Source organism: Arthrobacter sp. 24S4-2, assembly GCF_005280255.1.
Taxonomy (GTDB): Bacteria; Actinomycetota; Actinomycetes; order Actinomycetales; family Micrococcaceae; genus Arthrobacter.
This window is the reverse complement of the sequence record NZ_CP040018.1, coordinates 5,226,523-5,243,627: the sequence shown is the minus strand read 5'-3', so window position 1 is coordinate 5,243,627 and position 17,105 is coordinate 5,226,523. Positions and strand designations below refer to the sequence as shown.

Annotated in this window: 16 protein-coding genes and 1 riboswitch; of the genes, 12 read left to right on the top strand and 4 right to left on the bottom strand. The window is 66.9% G+C overall.

What is annotated here, in order from left to right:
* Nucleotides 1–41 precede the first annotated feature (41 nt).
* The 3 genes from FCN77_RS24375 to FCN77_RS24365 form a co-directional block, all read right to left on the bottom strand.
* Complete coding sequence (locus FCN77_RS24375; protein ID WP_137324356.1) at nt 42–1,232, bottom strand: cation:proton antiporter; 1,191 nt, start codon at nt 1,230–1,232, stop codon at nt 42–44.
* Nucleotides 1,233–1,237: 5 nt separating this feature from the next.
* Nucleotides 1,238–1,720 (bottom strand): cation:proton antiporter regulatory subunit, encoded by a 483-nt coding sequence (locus FCN77_RS24370; RefSeq protein WP_137324355.1) that lies wholly within the window; start codon nt 1,718–1,720, stop codon nt 1,238–1,240.
* A gap of 65 nt (nt 1,721–1,785) precedes the next feature.
* A complete protein-coding gene (locus tag FCN77_RS24365) occupies nt 1,786–3,189 on the bottom strand; it encodes an MFS transporter (RefSeq protein WP_137324354.1) in 1,404 nt (467 codons plus the stop codon).
* A gap of 204 nt (nt 3,190–3,393) precedes the next feature.
* On the opposite strand from FCN77_RS24365, the gene FCN77_RS24360 reads away from it, so the two are divergent.
* The 6 genes from FCN77_RS24360 to mnhG are packed head-to-tail and all read left to right on the top strand — an operon-like array spanning nt 3,394 to nt 9,882.
* The gene (locus FCN77_RS24360) at nt 3,394–6,417 is read left to right on the top strand and encodes a Na+/H+ antiporter subunit A (RefSeq protein WP_137324353.1); all 3,024 of its coding nucleotides are present in this window, start codon (nt 3,394–3,396) and stop codon (nt 6,415–6,417) included.
* On the top strand, nt 6,414–7,022 hold the full coding sequence (locus tag FCN77_RS24355; RefSeq protein ID WP_137324352.1) for a Na(+)/H(+) antiporter subunit C: 609 nt from the start codon (nt 6,414–6,416) through the stop codon (nt 7,020–7,022). The genes FCN77_RS24360 and FCN77_RS24355 overlap by 4 nt, the downstream gene beginning before the upstream one ends.
* Nucleotides 7,019–8,653, top strand: a complete 1,635-nt coding sequence (locus FCN77_RS24350) for a Na+/H+ antiporter subunit D (RefSeq protein WP_137324351.1) — start codon at nt 7,019–7,021, stop codon at nt 8,651–8,653. The genes FCN77_RS24355 and FCN77_RS24350 overlap by 4 nt, the downstream gene beginning before the upstream one ends.
* A complete protein-coding gene (locus tag FCN77_RS24345) occupies nt 8,650–9,195 on the top strand; it encodes a Na+/H+ antiporter subunit E (protein ID WP_137324350.1) in 546 nt (181 codons plus the stop codon). Before FCN77_RS24350 ends, FCN77_RS24345 begins: the two co-directional genes overlap by 4 nt.
* A complete protein-coding gene (locus FCN77_RS24340; protein WP_137324349.1) occupies nt 9,192–9,470 on the top strand; it encodes a monovalent cation/H+ antiporter complex subunit F in 279 nt (92 codons plus the stop codon). The genes FCN77_RS24345 and FCN77_RS24340 overlap by 4 nt, the downstream gene beginning before the upstream one ends.
* Complete coding sequence (mnhG, locus tag FCN77_RS24335) at nt 9,460–9,882, top strand: monovalent cation/H(+) antiporter subunit G (RefSeq protein WP_137324348.1); 423 nt, start codon at nt 9,460–9,462, stop codon at nt 9,880–9,882. The genes FCN77_RS24340 and mnhG overlap by 11 nt, the downstream gene beginning before the upstream one ends.
* Nucleotides 9,883–9,936: 54 nt before the next feature.
* On the opposite strand, the gene FCN77_RS24330 is transcribed toward mnhG, so the two are convergent.
* Nucleotides 9,937–10,200 (bottom strand): DUF4235 domain-containing protein, encoded by a 264-nt coding sequence (locus tag FCN77_RS24330; protein WP_137324347.1) that lies wholly within the window; start codon nt 10,198–10,200, stop codon nt 9,937–9,939.
* Between the two features lie 175 nt (nt 10,201–10,375).
* Nucleotides 10,376–10,517: riboswitch (TPP riboswitch) on the top strand.
* A gap of 71 nt (nt 10,518–10,588) precedes the next feature.
* Here FCN77_RS24330 and FCN77_RS24325 point away from each other — a divergent pair.
* The 6 genes from FCN77_RS24325 to FCN77_RS27445 all read left to right on the top strand — a co-directional run bounded on the left by FCN77_RS24325 (nt 10,589) and on the right by FCN77_RS27445 (nt 17,035).
* Nucleotides 10,589–11,221 carry an ECF transporter S component gene (locus FCN77_RS24325; RefSeq protein ID WP_137324346.1) on the top strand — a complete coding sequence of 211 codons (633 nt, stop codon included), beginning with the start codon at nt 10,589–10,591 and terminating at the stop codon, nt 11,219–11,221.
* Between the two features lie 16 nt (nt 11,222–11,237).
* Entirely contained in the window at nt 11,238–12,881 is a 1,644-nt protein-coding gene (locus FCN77_RS24320) for an ABC transporter ATP-binding protein (protein WP_137324345.1), read from the top strand.
* Nucleotides 12,878–13,681, top strand: a complete 804-nt coding sequence (locus tag FCN77_RS24315) for an energy-coupling factor transporter transmembrane protein EcfT (protein WP_137324344.1) — start codon at nt 12,878–12,880, stop codon at nt 13,679–13,681. Before FCN77_RS24320 ends, FCN77_RS24315 begins: the two co-directional genes overlap by 4 nt.
* Before the next feature lie 205 nt (nt 13,682–13,886).
* Nucleotides 13,887–15,410, top strand: a complete 1,524-nt coding sequence (locus FCN77_RS24310) for a UDP-N-acetylglucosamine 1-carboxyvinyltransferase (RefSeq protein WP_137324343.1) — start codon at nt 13,887–13,889, stop codon at nt 15,408–15,410.
* Between the two features lie 46 nt (nt 15,411–15,456).
* Entirely contained in the window at nt 15,457–16,683 is a 1,227-nt protein-coding gene (locus tag FCN77_RS24305; protein WP_137324342.1) for a glutamate--cysteine ligase, read from the top strand.
* A 217-nt stretch (nt 16,684–16,900) separates the two neighbouring features.
* Nucleotides 16,901–17,035 (top strand): hypothetical protein, encoded by a 135-nt coding sequence (locus tag FCN77_RS27445; RefSeq protein ID WP_302646258.1) that lies wholly within the window; start codon nt 16,901–16,903, stop codon nt 17,033–17,035.
* Nucleotides 17,036–17,105 lie beyond the last annotated feature (70 nt).

The following is a 17,105-nucleotide window of genomic DNA, read 5'->3' as shown; positions in this document are numbered from 1 at the left end:
GCGAGAGCGTCGCGGTTTTGGCGACGGGATGTGCGAGAGCGTCAGATGGGGCGGGCGGCAGGCCGGGACTTTGCCGGGCGCCGCAGCATCTTGACCATCGGCTCCACATACCGTGCCGCCAGCGGTCCCATGATGGCCATGATGAGCACGTAGGCCGTGGCGAGTGCGGCCAGGTTGTGCGGCACCACTCCCGAGGCGACGGCCAGCCCGGCGATGACGATTGAGAACTCGCCGCGGGCAATGAGGGCGGCTCCTGCACGGAAACGGCCGGGCAGGGCGATTCCTGCGCTCCTTGCCGCCCAGATTCCCGTGATCATCTTGGTGGCAGCCGTGACGACGGCCAGAATCAGTGCCCACCCGAGTACCGGCGGTATGGAGGACGGGTCCGTGTTAAGGCCGAAGACCACGAAGAAGATGGCGGCGAAGAGGTCCCGCAGCGGCTCGAGGATCCGGGTGGCGCTGTGTGCCGTGGCACCGGAAATTGCGATTCCCAGCATGAACGCGCCCACAGCTGCCGAGACCTGCATGGCGGCGGCCAGGCCAGCCACGAGGAGTGCCGCGCCGAGGAGGTTCAACAGGAACACCTCGGAGTTTTCGCTGTGCACTGCCTTGGACACGTGGTGGCCGTGCCGCAGGGCCACCACGAGCACCACCGTGACCACGCCCAGGGAGATGCCCACGGTCTGAAGGCCCACAAGGAAACTGACGCCGGCCAGCGTGGCGGTCAGCACTGGCAGGTAGATGGCCATCGCCAGGTCCTCAAAGACCAGGATCGAGAGCACAACGGGGGTTTCGCGGTTACCGATCCGTCCGAGGTCCGTAATCACCTTCGCCGCAATGCCGGAGGAGGAGATGTAGGTGACGCCGCCCATCACCATGGCTCCCACGAGACCCCAGCCCAGCAGCAGGGCCAGCCCGGCTCCCGGCAGGAAGTTCAACACAAAGTCCAGGACACCGGCCTTCCAGGACCGGCGCAGTCCCGTGACCAGCTCGGCGGCCGTATATTCCAATCCGAGCATAAGCAGCAGGAGGATCACGCCGATCTCGCTGGAGAGGTGTGCGAACTCGTGCATGCCTTCGAGTTTCACCAGGCCGCCGGCCCCGAAAAACAGCCCGCCCACCAGGTACAGGGGGATGGGGGACATGCCGATCCGTCCGGCCAGCCGGGCCAGGAGGCCGAGGCAGAACACGACGGCCCCCAACTCGATGAGGGTTAGCGCGAGCGGGTCCATGCCGCTTAGCCGTTGCGCAGGATATCGGCCGCTTTGTCTAGTCCGTCTTGCGTTCCCACCGCCACAAGCAGGTCACCGGGATGAAGTAAGACGTCCGGTCCCGGCGACGGAACCACCTCTCCCTCCCGCATGATGGCAACGATGGAGACGCCGCTGCGGGTGCGGATGCAGGCCTTCCCCATGGGCTGGTTGACGAACGGTGAGTCCCCGCCAATGGAGAACTGGCGCGTGACGATCCCGGGGATCTCCCGGTGCTCTTCAGAGAGTTGCATGGCCAGGCGCTGTCCGCCCAAGAGGTTGCCCAGGGCCGCGGCTTCATCGGCGGTCAGCGGGATCGAAGCCTGGCACGTGTCGGGATCGTCCCAGGTGGAAACGATCAATTCGGTCTGGCCTTCGCGGTACTCAACGACGCCGATCCGGCGTCCCGAGGCGGTCATGAAATCCTTGCGCCTGCCAAGGCCAGGGAGGTCTGTCTCATCCACGTTCATGGCACCAGCCTAGTCCGCGTACAGGCCGTTGGAGGTGGGGAACCGCCGATTTCCCAAGGGCCGGCTCAGGCCTCGGGAACCACCGCGATTTCCACCTTGCCCGGCGGCTTTACCGGCAGAAGCACCAGCAGCCCGGCCAGCAGCACCACCATGATGCCGAGGATCCCCCAGCGCTGGGCTTCCCCCGGCGCCACAAGGGGCGACGCCACCGCGATGCAGAGGGTGAAGAGCGATGGCGCCAGGAAGCTGACGGCGCGGCCCGTGGTGGCATACAGGCCAAACAGCTCCCCGGATTCGCCGTGCGGAGCAACCCTGGCCAGGTAGGCCCGGGAGGAGGACTGGGCCGGGCCAACGAACAGGCACAGGAACAGCCCGAACACCCAGAACGTGCTGGTACCAGCCCAGGCCTGGCCGAAGAAGACATAGTTCCCGTTGCCCAGCACCAGGATGGCCGTGCCCGCAACCAGCAGTCCCACAAGCGAGCCGATGATGACGGCCTTGGGCCCGACGCGGTCGTCCAGGAAGCCGCCGATCATGGCGCCCACGGCCGCCACGATGTTGCCGAAGATGGCGAAGAAGATCACTTCCTTCAGCTCGAAACCGAACGTCCCCGCCGCGATGATCCCGCCAAAGGTAAAGACGGCGGCCAGGCCGTCCCGGAAGATGGCACTGGCGAGCAGGAAGAAGATGGTGTGCGGGCTGGTCCGGTAGATCGCCTTGATACGGCGGACCAGCAACCCGTACGAGGCCAGGAACCCGAGCTTGGCGGCCTGCTTCGGCTTGGGCAGCTCAGGTACGGCGAACAGCACCGGCAGCGCAAAGATGAAGAACCAGAGGGCGGAGAACACTGCCACCAGCCGGATGTTGAGGCTGTCCTGGGTGGACGCGCCGAACCACTCGAAGCTTGGCTGGACGAACAGTTGCAGCACGATCAAAAGGGCCACGATGCCGCCGAGGTAGCCCATGCCCCAGCCGAAACCGCTCACCTTGCCGATGTTCTTCGGGGTGGAAATCTGCGCCAGCATGGCGTTGTAGTTGACGCCGGCGAACTCGAAGAAGACATTGCCCAGGGCGATCAGCGTGACGCCGAGCAGCAGGAACTCCGGCCGCGGGAAGACGAAGAAGCACAGTCCCGTGAGGACGGCGACGGCGGCTGTGTTGACGCCAAGCCACAGCTTGCGGCGTCCGCCGGTGTCCGAGCGCTGGCCCGTCACCGGAGCAAGGAGTGCGATGGCCGCTCCCGCAATGGCCAGGGCGCCGCCGAGCACCGCGGATGCCTGGTCTTCGCCACCGAAGGCATTGGACGTGAGGTACACGGTGAACACAAAGGTGGTCATGACGGCGTTGAATGCCGCCGATCCCCAGTCCCAGGCGGCCCAGGCAAGCACGCGGCCCTTGCTGGTGGCCGGAGGGCCTGACTCCAGTTCGGACGGAGGCTGGGTGGCCGCGGAAGCTGTCACGGGGTTCATAGGCTGAATCGTATCCGCCCTAAGCGCAACGGACGGTGAACGGCGGGTGGAAACTCCCCGCCGTCACGGGGAATCCGTGCGGCAGCGCGTGAACACGCGTCAAAAGTGTTTGCGTCCGCTTGATAAACTGTCGGCACCGAACCTGACGAATAGCCGCCTGCTCCAACTTTTGACAATCGAATTCCTGACGTTGCGGAGATACCAGTGATCACAGTCCTTGCCGTGCATTTCGCGGTGGCCGCTGTGGCGCCGTTCTTCTTCAGGAAGTTCCGCAGGAATTCGTTCTACGCGCTGGCCGCGGTCCCGGCCGGCTCGTTCGTCTGGCTGCTGCTGCAGCGTGACGCCGTGTACCAGGCCGGAGCGGACGCCGGCGCCATCACCGAGACCATTCCCTGGATTCCCGAACTCAAGATCGAGCTCGCGTTCCGGATGGACGCCCTGGCCTGGATCATGTCCCTGCTGGTGCTCGGGGTGGGCGCGCTGGTGCTGGTCTACTGTGCGCGCTATTTCAAGAACAAGGACAGCGACCTGGGCGGTTTCGGGGCCCAGCTGCTGGCCTTCGCCGGGGCGATGTTCGGCCTGGTCATAGCCGATGACCTGCTCCTGATGTTCATCTTCTGGGAACTCACCACCGTCCTGTCCTATCTGCTGATCGGCTACGCCCGCACCCGGCTCTCCGCGAGGCGCTCGGCCCTGCAAGCCCTGATGGTCACCACCGCGGGCGGCCTGGCCATGCTCGTGGGCCTCATCATTCTGGGCTCCAGCGCCGGAACCTACCGGATCTCAGCGATCCTGGCGCAGGCCCCCGGGCTGGCAGCCGGGCCGGCTGCAGCGGCCGTGGCAGCCGCCGTCGTACTGATCCTTATCGGTGCGGTGACGAAGTCCGCACTGATCCCGTTCCACTTCTGGCTCCCCGGAGCCATGGCGGCGCCCACCCCGGTGAGCGCGTACCTCCATGCCGCAGCCATGGTGAAGGCCGGCGTCTACATTGTGGCGCGGCTGGCCCCGGGGTTCGCAGAAACGGCGTACTGGCTGCCCATGGTGCTGGGCCTGGGCCTGGCCACCATGCTGGTGGGCGGATACCGGGCGCTCCGGCAGACGGACATCAAACTCATCCTTGCCTACGGCACGGTCAGCCAGCTGGGCTTCCTCACTATGGTGGTGGGGCTCGGCAGGCCGGACGCGGCGCTGGCCGGGCTGGCCCTGCTCCTGGCTCACGGCCTCTTCAAAGCCACCCTGTTCCTGGTGGTGGGCATCATCGACCACCAGTCCGGAACCCGCGACCTGCGCAAGCTGTCCGGCGTCTACAAATCGTCCCGGGCGCTGGCCGTCGTGGCGGCCATCGGCGCGGCATCCATGGCCGGAATCCCGCCGCTGGCCGGCTTCGTGGCCAAGGAATCCGTGTTCGAGGCGTTCGTCCACTACGCCTCTCACGACGGCAGCGGACAGCAGGATCCCTGGGGACTGGTGGTGCTCGCCGGACTGGTCCTGGGGTCCATCCTGACCTTCGCGTACAGCGCGCGCTTCATGTGGGGTGCCTTCGCGGCGAAGCCGGGCCTGGAACCCACGCCCTTCAAATCCATTAAGCCGTCGTTCCTGGCCGCCCCGGCGCTGCTGAGCCTGCTGACCATCGTGTACGGCCTGTGGCCGGCGCCCGTGGATGAGTGGATCCAGCCGTACGCGGCGGACTTCGTGCACGACGGCGGGGAACCGGCCGGCGCCGCCGGGCACCTCGCGCTATGGCACGGATTCACTCCCGCGCTTGGGCTGACGGCCATCACTTTCGTGCTGGGCCTGGCCATGTTCTACGGCCGCAACCTCGTGGCCCGTGCCCAAAGCCGGGTCCCGGCCTGGGTGGACGGCGACCGTGCCTACCAGGTCACCATCGGCGCCCTGGACGACGTCGCCGTCTGGATCACCGGCCGCACGCAGCGTGGTTCGCTGTTCTTCTACCTCGCGGTGATCCTCACGGTGGCCTTCGCGCTTCCCCTCACCGCCCTGATTATTGCCAGAAAGCCCCTCCCGGGCGGCCTGTACTTCATCGATCCCAACTCGCCGCTCCAGCTGGTGGCAGGCGCGGGCATCATCATCGGGGCACTGGCGGCGGTGCGGGCCAACAAGCGGTTCCTCGCGGTGCTGATGGTCTCGGTGACCGGCTACGGCATCGCCCTGATGTTCGCCCTGCAGGGCGCGCCGGACCTTGCCCTGACCCAGATGCTGGTGGAAACCATCATCCTGGTGGCGTTCGTCCTGGCGATGCGCAGCCTGCCGGCCGAGCTCAGGGACCGCACCGGCGGCAAGTACCGGGTGATCCGCGTGATCATCGGGGCGGCGTTCGGCGTCACCATGGTCTTCGTGGCCATCTACGCCATGGGTGCCCGGACTGCGACGCCGGTCTCGCTGGAGTTCCCGCGGCTCGCGTACGAAGGCGGCGGCGGACTGAACATTGTCAACGTCACCCTCGTGGACATCAGGGCGTGGGACACCTTCGGCGAGATCTCCGTGCTGGCCCTTGCCGCCACCGGCGTGGCCAGCCTCATCTTTGTGAAGGGCCGCGGCGACGGCATCCGCGCCTCCTCCACCGTGGCCGAGGGAACCGTCGGACGCCGGACGGCAACGGGCCAGAGCAGCCGCGACAATGCCGCACTGGCCCTGACGCGCCAGTTTGCCGCGTCCGCCCGCGACGCCTGGCTGGTTGCCGGACGCACCCTGGCCCCGGAGCGCCGCTCCATCATCTTCGAAGTGGTCACCCGGCTGGTGTTCCATTCGATGGTTGTCTTCTCCATCTACCTGCTGCTGGCCGGCCACAACCTTCCGGGAGGCGGCTTCGCCGGCGGACTGATGGCCGGGCTTGCCCTGACCATCCGTTACCTGGCCGGCGGCCGTTTCGAACTGCGGGAGGCTTCTCCGGTGGGCGCGGGAACCCTCCTGGGAGTCGGACTCGCGACGGCCGCGGCCTCCGGCGTGGTGCCGCTGCTCCTTGGCGGCCAGGTGTTCCAGAGCGCCATCATCGAACTCTGGCTGCCGGTGTTTGGCGACATCAAGTTCGTCACCTCCACCATTTTCGACATCGGCGTCTACATCGTGGTGGTGGGGCTGGTGCTGGACGTGCTGCGCAGCCTGGGCGCCGAGATCGACGAGCACTTCGAAGAACAACCGGCCGGCGAGACCGAGGGCCAGGAAGCCGATGGAGTCCCCGCCGAAACCACGGGGAGGGGGAGGGCATGAGCGTCAACCTGACACTGCTGACGGTCATGGGCGCTCTCTACGCCTGCGGCATCTACCTGCTCATGGAACGCAGCCTCACCCGTGTGCTCCTGGGACTGATGCTGCTGGCCAACGCCACCAACCTCCTGATCCTGGCCACCGGCGGCCACGCCGGCCTGGCACCCATGTTCAGCAAGGACACAGACCCCCACGATTACAGCGATCCGCTCCCGCAGGCGCTGATCCTGACGTCCATCGTGATTTCCTTCGCTGTGACGGCGTTCATGCTGGGCATCATCTACCGTTCCTGGGTGCTGGCCCGCCGCGATGAGATCCAGGACGACGTGGAAGATATCCGCGTTGCCGAAACCCCCAGCTTCGACGCCGAGGACGATTCCGAGATCCCCGTTGAGACGTCCGAGTTTCCGCTGACCATGATCGGGTCCGACGGCCAGGGCATTTCCGACGCCGGCATGTCCGGCTCCGATGTTTACGGCGACAGTGCCGAGAGCGGCACCCCCATGGTGAAAGCAGGCGACCGCAAGATCAAAGCCAAGGACGCCGCCGCGGAAGAACAGCCAGGTTCCCAGAACGTAACCCCCGGCCCGGAAGGAGGCGTGAAGTGAACGTCGCAAGCTTTGCCCCGCTCGCCGTCGTCCTCCCCATCCTCGGTGCCGCCCTGACGTTCGTGCTGATCCGGCACTCGCGGGCGCAGCGCGCAGTCAGCATCACCTTGCTGTCCCTGACCCTCGTGCTCGAGTGTGCGTTGCTGGCCTCGGTGTGGGACGGCGGAACGGCGGCCGTCAACATCGGCGGCTGGCTGCCGCCGTGGGGCATCGTGATGGTGGTGGACCAGTTCTCGTCCCTGATGCTGGTGGTCTCCTCGGCCGTCAGCCTCGCAGTCCTGGTGTACGCCACCGGCCAGGGTATGGCCGACGGCGACGAGGACGCACCCCTGTCGATCTTCCACCCCACTTACCTGATCCTGGTGGCCGGGGTGTCCAACGCGTTCCTGTCGGGGGACCTCTTCAACCTCTATGTGGGCTTCGAGATCCTGCTGACGGCAAGCTACGTGCTCATGACCCTCGGCGGAACCGGTCCGCGCATCCGCGCCGGCGTGACCTATGTGGTGGTCTCCGTGGTCTCGTCCATCCTCTTCCTGATCGCCATCGCCATGATCTACGGGGCCACCGGCACCATCAACATGGCAGATCTCGCGATCAAGCTCGCGGACCTGGATCCGGGGACCAGGATGCTGCTGCACGTGATGCTCCTCGTTGCCTTCGGCATCAAGGCGGCGGTCTTCCCGCTGTCCTTCTGGCTGCCTGACTCGTACCCGACGGCGCCTGCCCCTGTCACTGCGGTGTTCGCCGGCCTGCTGACCAAGGTGGGCGTTTACGCGATGGTGCGGACCGAAACCCTGCTGTTCCCGGGGGACTCGCTGAACACCCCGCTGATGGTGGCGGCGCTGCTCACCATGGTGGTGGGAATTCTCGGTGCGCTGGCGCAGAGCGACATCAAGCGTCTGCTCTCCTTCACCCTGGTGAGCCACATCGGCTACATGGTGTTCGGGCTGGCCATGTCGTCCGTGGCCGGGCTCGGAGCCGCAGTCTTCTACGTGGCCCACCACATCACCATCCAGACCAGCCTGTTCCTTGTCACGGGCCTGATCGAGCGACGCGGCGGAAGCTCGTCTATCGACCGCGTGGCCGGCCTGGCCAAGCTGTCCCCGGTGCTGGCCCTGCTGTTCTTCATCCCGGCCATGAACCTGGCCGGGATCCCGCCGTTCTCCGGCTTCCTCGGCAAGCTCGGGCTGATGCAGGCAGGCGTGCAGCTCGGCACCCCCCTGGCCTACGCCCTGGTGATCGGCGGCGTCCTGACCAGCCTGCTGACGCTGCTGGCCGTGGCCCGCGTATGGAACCGCGCATTCTGGCGCAAGCCCGAGGACGCCGAGAACCCGGACCCGGTGCTGCTGGCGCCAGCCGAGGAGTCCGACACCGGCGCCCGTGCGGGCAAACGCAACGTCACGCTGCTGCCCCGGACCATGGTGGGATCGACCATGGGGCTGGTGATCTTCGGCGTGGCACTGACCGTTTTCGCCGGGCCGCTGTTCAAAGTGGCGGACCAGTCCGCCGCGGACATGCTGGACAGGTCCTCCTACATCCAGGCGGTGCTGGGCGAAAACGCCCCGGTGCCCCCGATCGCGCAGCCCGAACCGGCACAGCCTGAACCCGCACAGCAGGAGGCGCAGAAATGAGCCGACGGCGGATCTCCCTCCGGCAGGAACTGCCGCTCCTGGTCTGGCTTGTTTTCGTCTGGGGTGCGCTGTGGCAGGACTTCAGCCCCGGGAACCTACTCTTCGGGGCGCTCATCGCCGTGGTGGTGGCCCGGCTCTTCTACCTGCCCCCGGTGGAACTGGGCGGCCGGTTCAACGTGCTGCGTGCCGTACCGTTCGCTGTGGTGTTCCTGGGCAAGGTGGTGGCCGCCAGCCTCCAGGTGCTGTACCTGGCGGTGGCCCGCGGCCCCAAGGTGACCAACGCCGTCGTCGCCGTCCAGCTCCGAAGCCATTCGGACCTGATGGTGACCGCAACCGGCCACGTCATCTCGCTTATTCCGGGATCCCTGGTGGTGGAGGTGGACCGCTCCACGTCCACGCTCTACATCCACGGCCTGAATGTGCGAAACGGAGAGGACATTGTGAGCCTGCGAAAGGAAGTCCGGGACACCGAAGCCGGGCTGATCAGGATCATGGGCACGAAAGACGAACTTGCCGCGCTGCAGCAGGAGGTGGGCGCATGATGGAAATTGTCCTGACCGTGACGGCTGTGATCCTGTCCCTTGCGGCGGCGGGTGCCATAGTCCGGATCGCCATCGGCCCTTCCCTGCTGGACCGGGTCCTGGCCTCGGACGTGCTGCTGGCCATCATCGGAGCTGCCCTGTGCATCGACATGGCCGTCAACCGGCACCTGAACAACCTGATGCTGCTCGTGGCGCTGGCCATCATCGGGTTCATCGGCTCCGTCACCGTGGCACGTTTCGTGGCAGACCGGCGGGAGCGGCCCAATGAATCCTGAGGTATCCGCCGTGGATACGGTCATCGACACGGTTTCGGCCGTCTTTATGGTGGCGGGCGCCGTGATGTCCCTCGGCGCCGCCGTCGGACTCCTGCGCTTCCCCGACCTGATGAGCAGGATGCACGCCGCCACCAAGCCGCAGGTGCTGGGCCTCTTCCTGCTGCTGGCCTCGGTGGGGCTGCAGCTGCGGACATGGTGGGTGTGGCCCGTGCTGTTCGTGGCATGGATCTTCCAGGTGCTCACCGTGCCCGTGTCCGCGCACATGGTGGGCCGGGCCGGCTACCGCACCAAGCACCTGCACCGCGAACTGCTCACCACGGACGAACTGGAGGCCGTAGTGCAGAAGGCGGCAGGGCAGAAGGCGGCCGGAGAGAAAGCAGCCGACAAACGGGCAGCAGACGACGATGCCTGAGCCGGAAGCCGGAGGTTGGGCCTGCCGAAGCCGGCCCAACCGCCGAATGAATGCCTAGACGATGTCCTGGCTCTTGGCGAAACGGGTGACGGCCCGCTGCGTGCCGCGGTTGGCGAGGACCTGGATGATGGCGCTGACGGCCGCGGAGATCAGGGCAAAGGTCAGGGCGCTGCGGAGGGTGGTGGGGACGTCGTCCTTATCGCCCTTGGGCGGCTTCCTGCCGGTGACCTTTTCCCACACGACGTCAACGGCCTTGGTGCCGGCGAATCCGGCCAGCAGGCTCACTCCGGTTCCAAGCAGCTTGATGAAAAAACTCATTTAGGTACTCCTCAGCGGACGGAAACAGGGCTTCCCCTAGCCTAGCCTCATCGGTGCGCGGGTGCTTCCAGGTTCGGGGGTCCGGCCGCGCCGCGGTGCAGCTTCCGATTGTGACAACTTCCCCGGGATTTAGCGGTCCTGCGGGTGTAAACTGGTCAATGCCCACAAGGGCGATTTGATACGACAGGGGAGCGCCGCCGTCGGGCCTAACTGGAGCTATCCAGTAACCGGAGGCGGGCGCTGAGAGTGCGGACAGCCGCAGACCCTCGAACCTGATCCGGTTAGTACCGGCGCAAGGGAGTCGAGTTCTCAGAGTGTCCGGCAGCAGGCGGCGGAAGCCGCGGTCCCGTCGGGAACACTCTCCCCTCCTGTACCTCAGGAGGCAGACATGACTGGAATTACCGCCAAGCAGACGCTAGGCAATCGCAAATACTACTGGCGCGTGGTGGACATCGTGGTGGCAGCGTTGATCGCTGTTGCCGGAGGCGTGATCTTCTGGGCCTGGTCCCAGGGCGCCGCCGCCGTTTCGCCGCCCATGAACGCCGTCTACCCGCCGCTGACCGGCCTCATCGCCGGCGGCTGGATGATTCCCGCCGTCCTGGGCATGCTGATCATCCGCAAGCCGGGAGCTGCTCTGTTCTGCGAAACGGTGGCGGCCACCGGCGAGCTGATCATGGGCTCGCAGTACGGCGCATCCGTGCTGTTCTCCGGCTTCGTGCAGGGCCTCGGTGCGGAAATCATTTTCGCAGTGCTCGTCTACAAAAAGTTCAACCTGCCTGTCTCGCTGCTGGCAGGCGCCGGCGCAGGGCTCTTCTGCGGCCTGAACGATTCCTTCGCCCCGTGGGGCTGGAACATCGCCTACGCCGCCGGGGACAAACTGACCTACATCATCTTCACCGCCATCTCGGGCGCCATCATCGCCGGCGCGCTGTCCTGGATCGCCACCCGCGGCCTGGCCAGGACCGGCGTGCTGAGCTCCTTCGCCTCCCGCAAGGCAGCAACGGAGTCCGTTTTCTCCTGATGAACGCACACTGATCATGACGTCCTCCGACAGCGTCCGCCCCGCAGCGGTCACGGCACGGGGCTGGGGCTGGCGGCACGCCGGCCGGCACCAGCCCGCAGTCCGCGGCCTGGACCTGGAGATCCAGCCGGGCGAACGCGTGCTGCTCCTGGGTCCCTCCGGCGCCGGCAAATCCACGCTGCTCCACGCCCTCGCCGGGGTGCTCGGTGACAGCGACGCCGGCGCCCACCGTGAGGGCACGCCCGACGCCGAGGACTCCGACGAGACCGGCACCCTGCTGATCGACGGCGCCCCGCCGCGCGCCCAGCGCGGTCGCGCCGGCCTGATGCAGCAGGATCCCGAAACGCAGGTGGTCCTCTCACGCGTGGGGGACGACGTCGCCTTCGGCGCCGAAAACCTCGCCGTGCCGCGCCGGGACATCTGGAAGCGGGTGGAGGAAGCGCTCGACGACGTCGGGCTGGCTCACCTGCCGCTGGACCACCCGACGTCGGCCCTCTCCGGCGGGCAGAAGCAGCGCCTGGCGCTCGCCGGCATCCTGGCCATGCGCCCCGGACTGCTTCTCCTTGACGAGCCCACCGCCAACCTGGACCCGGCGGGGGTCCTGGAAGTCCGCGACGCCGTGGGCCGGTGCCTGGACAAAACCGGGGCCACGCTCGTGGTGGTGGAGCATCGCGTGGGCGTGTGGAAAGACCTCGTTGACCGGATCGTTGTGCTGCAGCCCGGATCGGGCACTGATTCGGCGGTCCTCTTGGACGGGGCCCCGGACCAGGTCCTGGCCCAGGCGCGGGACATGCTCGTGGCCGCCGGCGTCTGGGTGCCCGGGTATGTGCCCGCCACCCGTGCGCGGACGGGGGCCGGGGGTGGGCCGGGTGCCGCCCGTGCGCCCGGTGCGCCCGGTGACGCCGGTGCGCCCGGTCAGGGGAACCTGCTGCTGGCGGCGGAAAACCTGGCCGTCTCCCGCGAGCGGCCCCGGCGGCGGCGCTTCAAATTCATCCCGCCGTTCCCGGTGCAGTCCGGAATCACGGCCCAGGTCAGGGCCGGCCAGGCGCTGACCATCACGGGCCCCAACGGTTCCGGGAAATCGACGTTTGCACTGACCCTCGCCGGACTGCTCCAGCCGGTGGCTGGCAAGGTGTCCGCCACCGTTGACCTCAGCGGCGGCGCGGGAATCGACCCCTACAAGTGGAAGGCCGAGCAGCTGATCGCCCGGATCGGCACCGTGTTCCAGGAACCGGAGCACCAGTTCGTCACCGGCCGCGTGCTGGACGAGCTGATGTTCGGCCCGCGGCACCTGGGCCGCGGCGAGGAGCGCGTGGACGAACTGCTCGAGCGCCTGCGGCTCACCAAGCTGGTGGATGCGAACCCCTACACGCTCTCGGGCGGGGAGAAGCGCCGGCTGTCCGTGGCCACCGTGCTGGCCGCCCATCCCCGCGTGCTGATCCTCGACGAGCCCACCTTCGGCCAGGACGCCAACACCTGGGCGGAGCTGGCCTCCTTCCTCTCCGAACTCCTCGACGCCGGCACAGCAGTGGTGTCGGTAACCCACGACCAGGAATTCAGCGACGTCCTCGGCGGCACCGAACTGAAGCTCGGCGCACCCCAGCTGAAACTCGCTGCGCAGGAACCCGGCCTGCTGAATCCGGAGGTGGCCGCCCCATGAGGGAAGCCTTGACCCTGCACGCCAACCACGCCCTGCTCACCCGGGCCAACCCGCTGGCCAAATTCGCCGTCGTGATGCTCATGACCGTGGTGCTGGCGCTGTCTATTGACTGGGTGTCCGCGTCCGTGGCACTGGCCTTCGAACTGCTGCTCTTCCCGCTCGCGGGCCTGACCGCCGGGCTGCTGTGGCAGCGCGGCTGGCCCCTGATCCTGGCGGCGGCGCTGGGCGGCTGGAGCACCTCGATCCTGGCGCCGGACAGCGGAAGGATCCTGCTCGACGTCGGCATCTGGTCCATCAGTGAAGGCTCGCTGGAGCTGGGGCTGGGATTCCTGCTGCGCGGACTGGCGATCGCCCTCCCCGCGGTGCTGCTGATGAGCTGCACGGACCCCACGGACCTGGCGGACGCCCTGGCCCAGAAGGCGAAACTGCCGCACCGCTTTGTGCTCGGCACGCTGGCCGCCATGCGTTTGGTGGGGCTGATGGCCGAGGAATGGCAGACCATCGGCATGGCCCGGCGCGCCCGCGGCGTGGGCTCTCACGGGAGCCCGGCGCAGCGCCTGCGCGCGACGCTGGGGCAAAGCTTCGGGCTCCTGGTCCAGGCGGTCCGCAGGGCGTCACGGCTTGCGGTCACCATGGAGGCGCGCGGCTTTGGCGGCGCGCAGCGGACCTGGGCGCGGGAGTCCACGTACAGTGCGTTGGACATCTGGGTGGTCCTGGGCGGGCTGCTCATTGCCGCCACAGCCGTGTCCGCCGCAGTGGGCGCAGGCACGTGGAACATGGTGTTCCTCGGGCAGCAGTAGCCGCGTCCGGAAGGACTGGCGTTCCACTTCATCCTGCTGCACGGCGGCTGGGCGGGCAATGGGACGAGTATCCGGCGCCTGGGCGCTGGCGGAACCGTTGCGCAGATGACCCGCATATATCGCACGAAGTGGATATTCTGTGAGTTCAAGTGCACTTTCCGGCGTTTCGTGCGCCCAAATAGCTCATGCGTGATATTTTTTTCGTATGACTCAAGAGACAGCTGAACACGTAGGCCTGCTGCTGCGCGACGCCCGCGGCGAGAAGGGCTGGACCCAGGGGCAGCTGGCGGCCGAGCTGGGAACCAGCCAAAGCGCCATCGCCCGGATGGAACAGGGCAAGCAGAACCTCAGCCTGAAAATGATCCAGCGGCTCGAGGCCATTGTGGGCCGCAGCATCGTCAAGGTGGGCCGGCCGCAGATGACCCACCTCCGGGTCGAGGGCGGCCGCACGCTGTCCGGCTCGGTGGACGTCAACACCAGCAAGAACGCCGGGGTGGCGCTGCTGTGCGCCAGCCTCATCAACCGGGGAACCACCACGTTGCGCCGGCTGGCCCGGATCGAGGAAGTGAACCGGATCGTCGAGGTGCTCACCAGCATCGGCGTCGAATGCACGTGGCTCAACGCCAACGATCTGCAGCTCCGCCGCCCCGCCGTCCTGGACCTGGGCTCCATGGATGTGGAAGCCGCCCGGCGCACCCGCAGCGTGATCATGCTGCTGGGCCCGCTCCTGGACGAGTCCGCCGAGTACCGACTCCCGTACGCGGGCGGCTGCGATTTGGGCACCCGTACTGTTGAGCCGCACATGCAGGCCCTGCGCCAGTTCGGCCTTTCAGTGGAAGCCACGTCCGGCTTCTATTCCGTGCAGGCACCGCCGGCCGACGGCGACAACCGCACCTTTGTCTTGAGCGAACGCGGTGACACCGTCACCGAAAACGCCATCATGGCGGCCGCCCACCGCCGCGGCACGACGGTGATCCGCAACGCCAGCCCCAATTACATGGTCCAGGACCTCTGCTTCTACCTGCAGGGCCTCGGCGTGGAGATTGACGGCGTGGGGACCACCACCCTGAAGATCACCGGACGCCCAACCATCGACGTCGACATTGAATACTTCCCGTCCGAGGACCCCATCGAAGCGATGAGCCTCATCACCGCCGGCATCGTGACCAATTCCGAGGTCACCGTCCGCCGGGTGCCGATCGAATTCATGGAGATCGAACTCGCCACCCTGGAACAGATGGGCCAGGAACTGGAGATTTCCGGCGAGTACTTTGCGCGGAACGGCCGCACGCGGCTGGTGGACGTCACCACCAAGCCCTCCGAACTGCATGCCCCCACGGACAAGATCCACCCCATGCCGTTCCCGGGCCTGAATATCGACAACCTGCCGTTCTTCGCCGTCATTGCCGGCAACGCCGAAGGCCAGACCATGATCCACGACTGGGTCTACGAGAACCGCGCCATTTACCTGACCGAACTGAACAAGCTGGGCGCCCGCGTGCAGCTCCTGGATCCGCACCGGATCTACGTGAACGGCCCCACCCGCTGGCGCGCCGCGGAAGTCGGTTGCCCGCCGGCCCTCCGCCCGGCTGCGTGCCTCCTGCTGGCCATGCTGGCGGCCCGCGGCGTGTCCGAGTTGCGCAACATCTATGTGATCGAGCGCGGTTACGAGGACCTGGCCGAGCGGCTCAACTCCATCGGCGCGAAGATCGAGTACTTCCAGGACTGAATGACGGCTCCTGTCTTACGGCGCGTCACGGGGGCACAATGTATGCATGCGAACTTTCGGGGTTGAGGAAGAGCTGCTGATTGTGGACCCCGTGACCGGGGAGCCGCTGGCGCTGGCGGACGCCCTCCTGACAGGGCGGAAGCTCGCTGCCGACGACGCACCGGACAAGCCCCGGCTCCCGGATCCCCATGATGCAACCCATGACGACGGCGGCACCGGCCTGACTGCCGAGCTGAAACTTGAGCAGATCGAGACGCAGACGCGTCCCTGCCTGAACTATGAGGAGCTGCTCCTGCAGATCCGCCAGGGCCGCGCCTTGGCGGACAATGCTGCGAAGAAACACGATGCCCGGGTGGCGGCGCTGGCAACATCGCCCATCGCCTCTACAACGCACACCACGCCGAACCCCCGCTACGCCACCATGCAGGAGCGGTTTGGGCTCACCGTCCATGAACAGCTGACGTGCGGCTTCCACGTCCACACTTTCGTCGAGTCGCCCGAAGAGGGTGTGGCCGTCATTGACCGGATCAGGGACAAGCTGGCGGTGCTCACCGCACTCAGCGCGAACTCGCCATATTGGAATGGTGTGGAGACCGGGTTCGAGAGTTACCGCACGCAGGCCTGGAACCGCTGGCCGACGTCGGGGCCGTCCCAGATCTTCGGTACCCACTCCATGTATCGTCGCGTGGTGACCCGGCTGCTGGACAGCGGCGTGCTGCTGGATGAGGGCATGATCTATTTCGATGCGCGGCTCTCCCGTAACCACCCCACCGTGGAAGTCCGTGTGGCCGACGTCTGCCTGCAGGCGGAGGACGCCGCCCTAATTGCCGTGCTGGTGCGCGGCCTGGTGGAATCTGCCAGCAGGGAATGGCTGGCCGGTGTGGACCCGGCTCCGGTACCCACCGTGCTCCTGAAGATGGCGGCATGGCAGGCCAGCAATTGCGGCCTTCGCGGTGACTTGCTCGATTTCGGCACATTCCGTCCGGCACCCGCCGCTGAGGTGGTGGAGGCGCTGGTGGAGTACGTGGCACCCGTCCTGGCGGAACAGGGCGAGCTGGAATTGGCCCGGAAGGGCGTCCGTAGGATCCTTGCCCGCGGGACGGGCTCCGAACAGCAGCGCCGTGCCATGCAGCAAGGACTCGCTGCAACCGCGGACGCCGCCGCCGGCCTGGCCGCCGTGGTGGCCCACTCTGTGGAAGTCAGTATGAGCCGGGCCGAAGCCGCCACCGCAGAGGAGCAGGCGCCGGTGCTGTTGCGCGTCCGCCAGTCCTGATTAAGGCCCAACTACCCCCGGAGCGCGCCATGGAACCCGAATACGCCAAAGTCACCGACCACGATGTCACCACCATCGTGTGCGTCTGCGGGAACACGGTGGGCGATGAAGGACTGATACAAGCCAACTCCGACGGCATGCCTGTTCACCCTGGCGGGGACACACCCGTCCCTGCCGGGCTGGCTGCCTGGCCGGACGACGAGGACCTCTATACCCTGTGCCCTCCTGTGGCCGCGTCTACCACGACACCGTTATCGAAGAGACGGGGACAGCGCCGGTGGCTTTCCGGGTGGATGTCGGCGCCGCGCCCGTTGCCGATGCCATCCGCGTCCACTGGGAGCTGGACACCTGACCCATCGACAAGCAAATTCCGCGGGAATAGCCTTGAACCGTCCGAGAATTACCCGACGACGATGACGGAG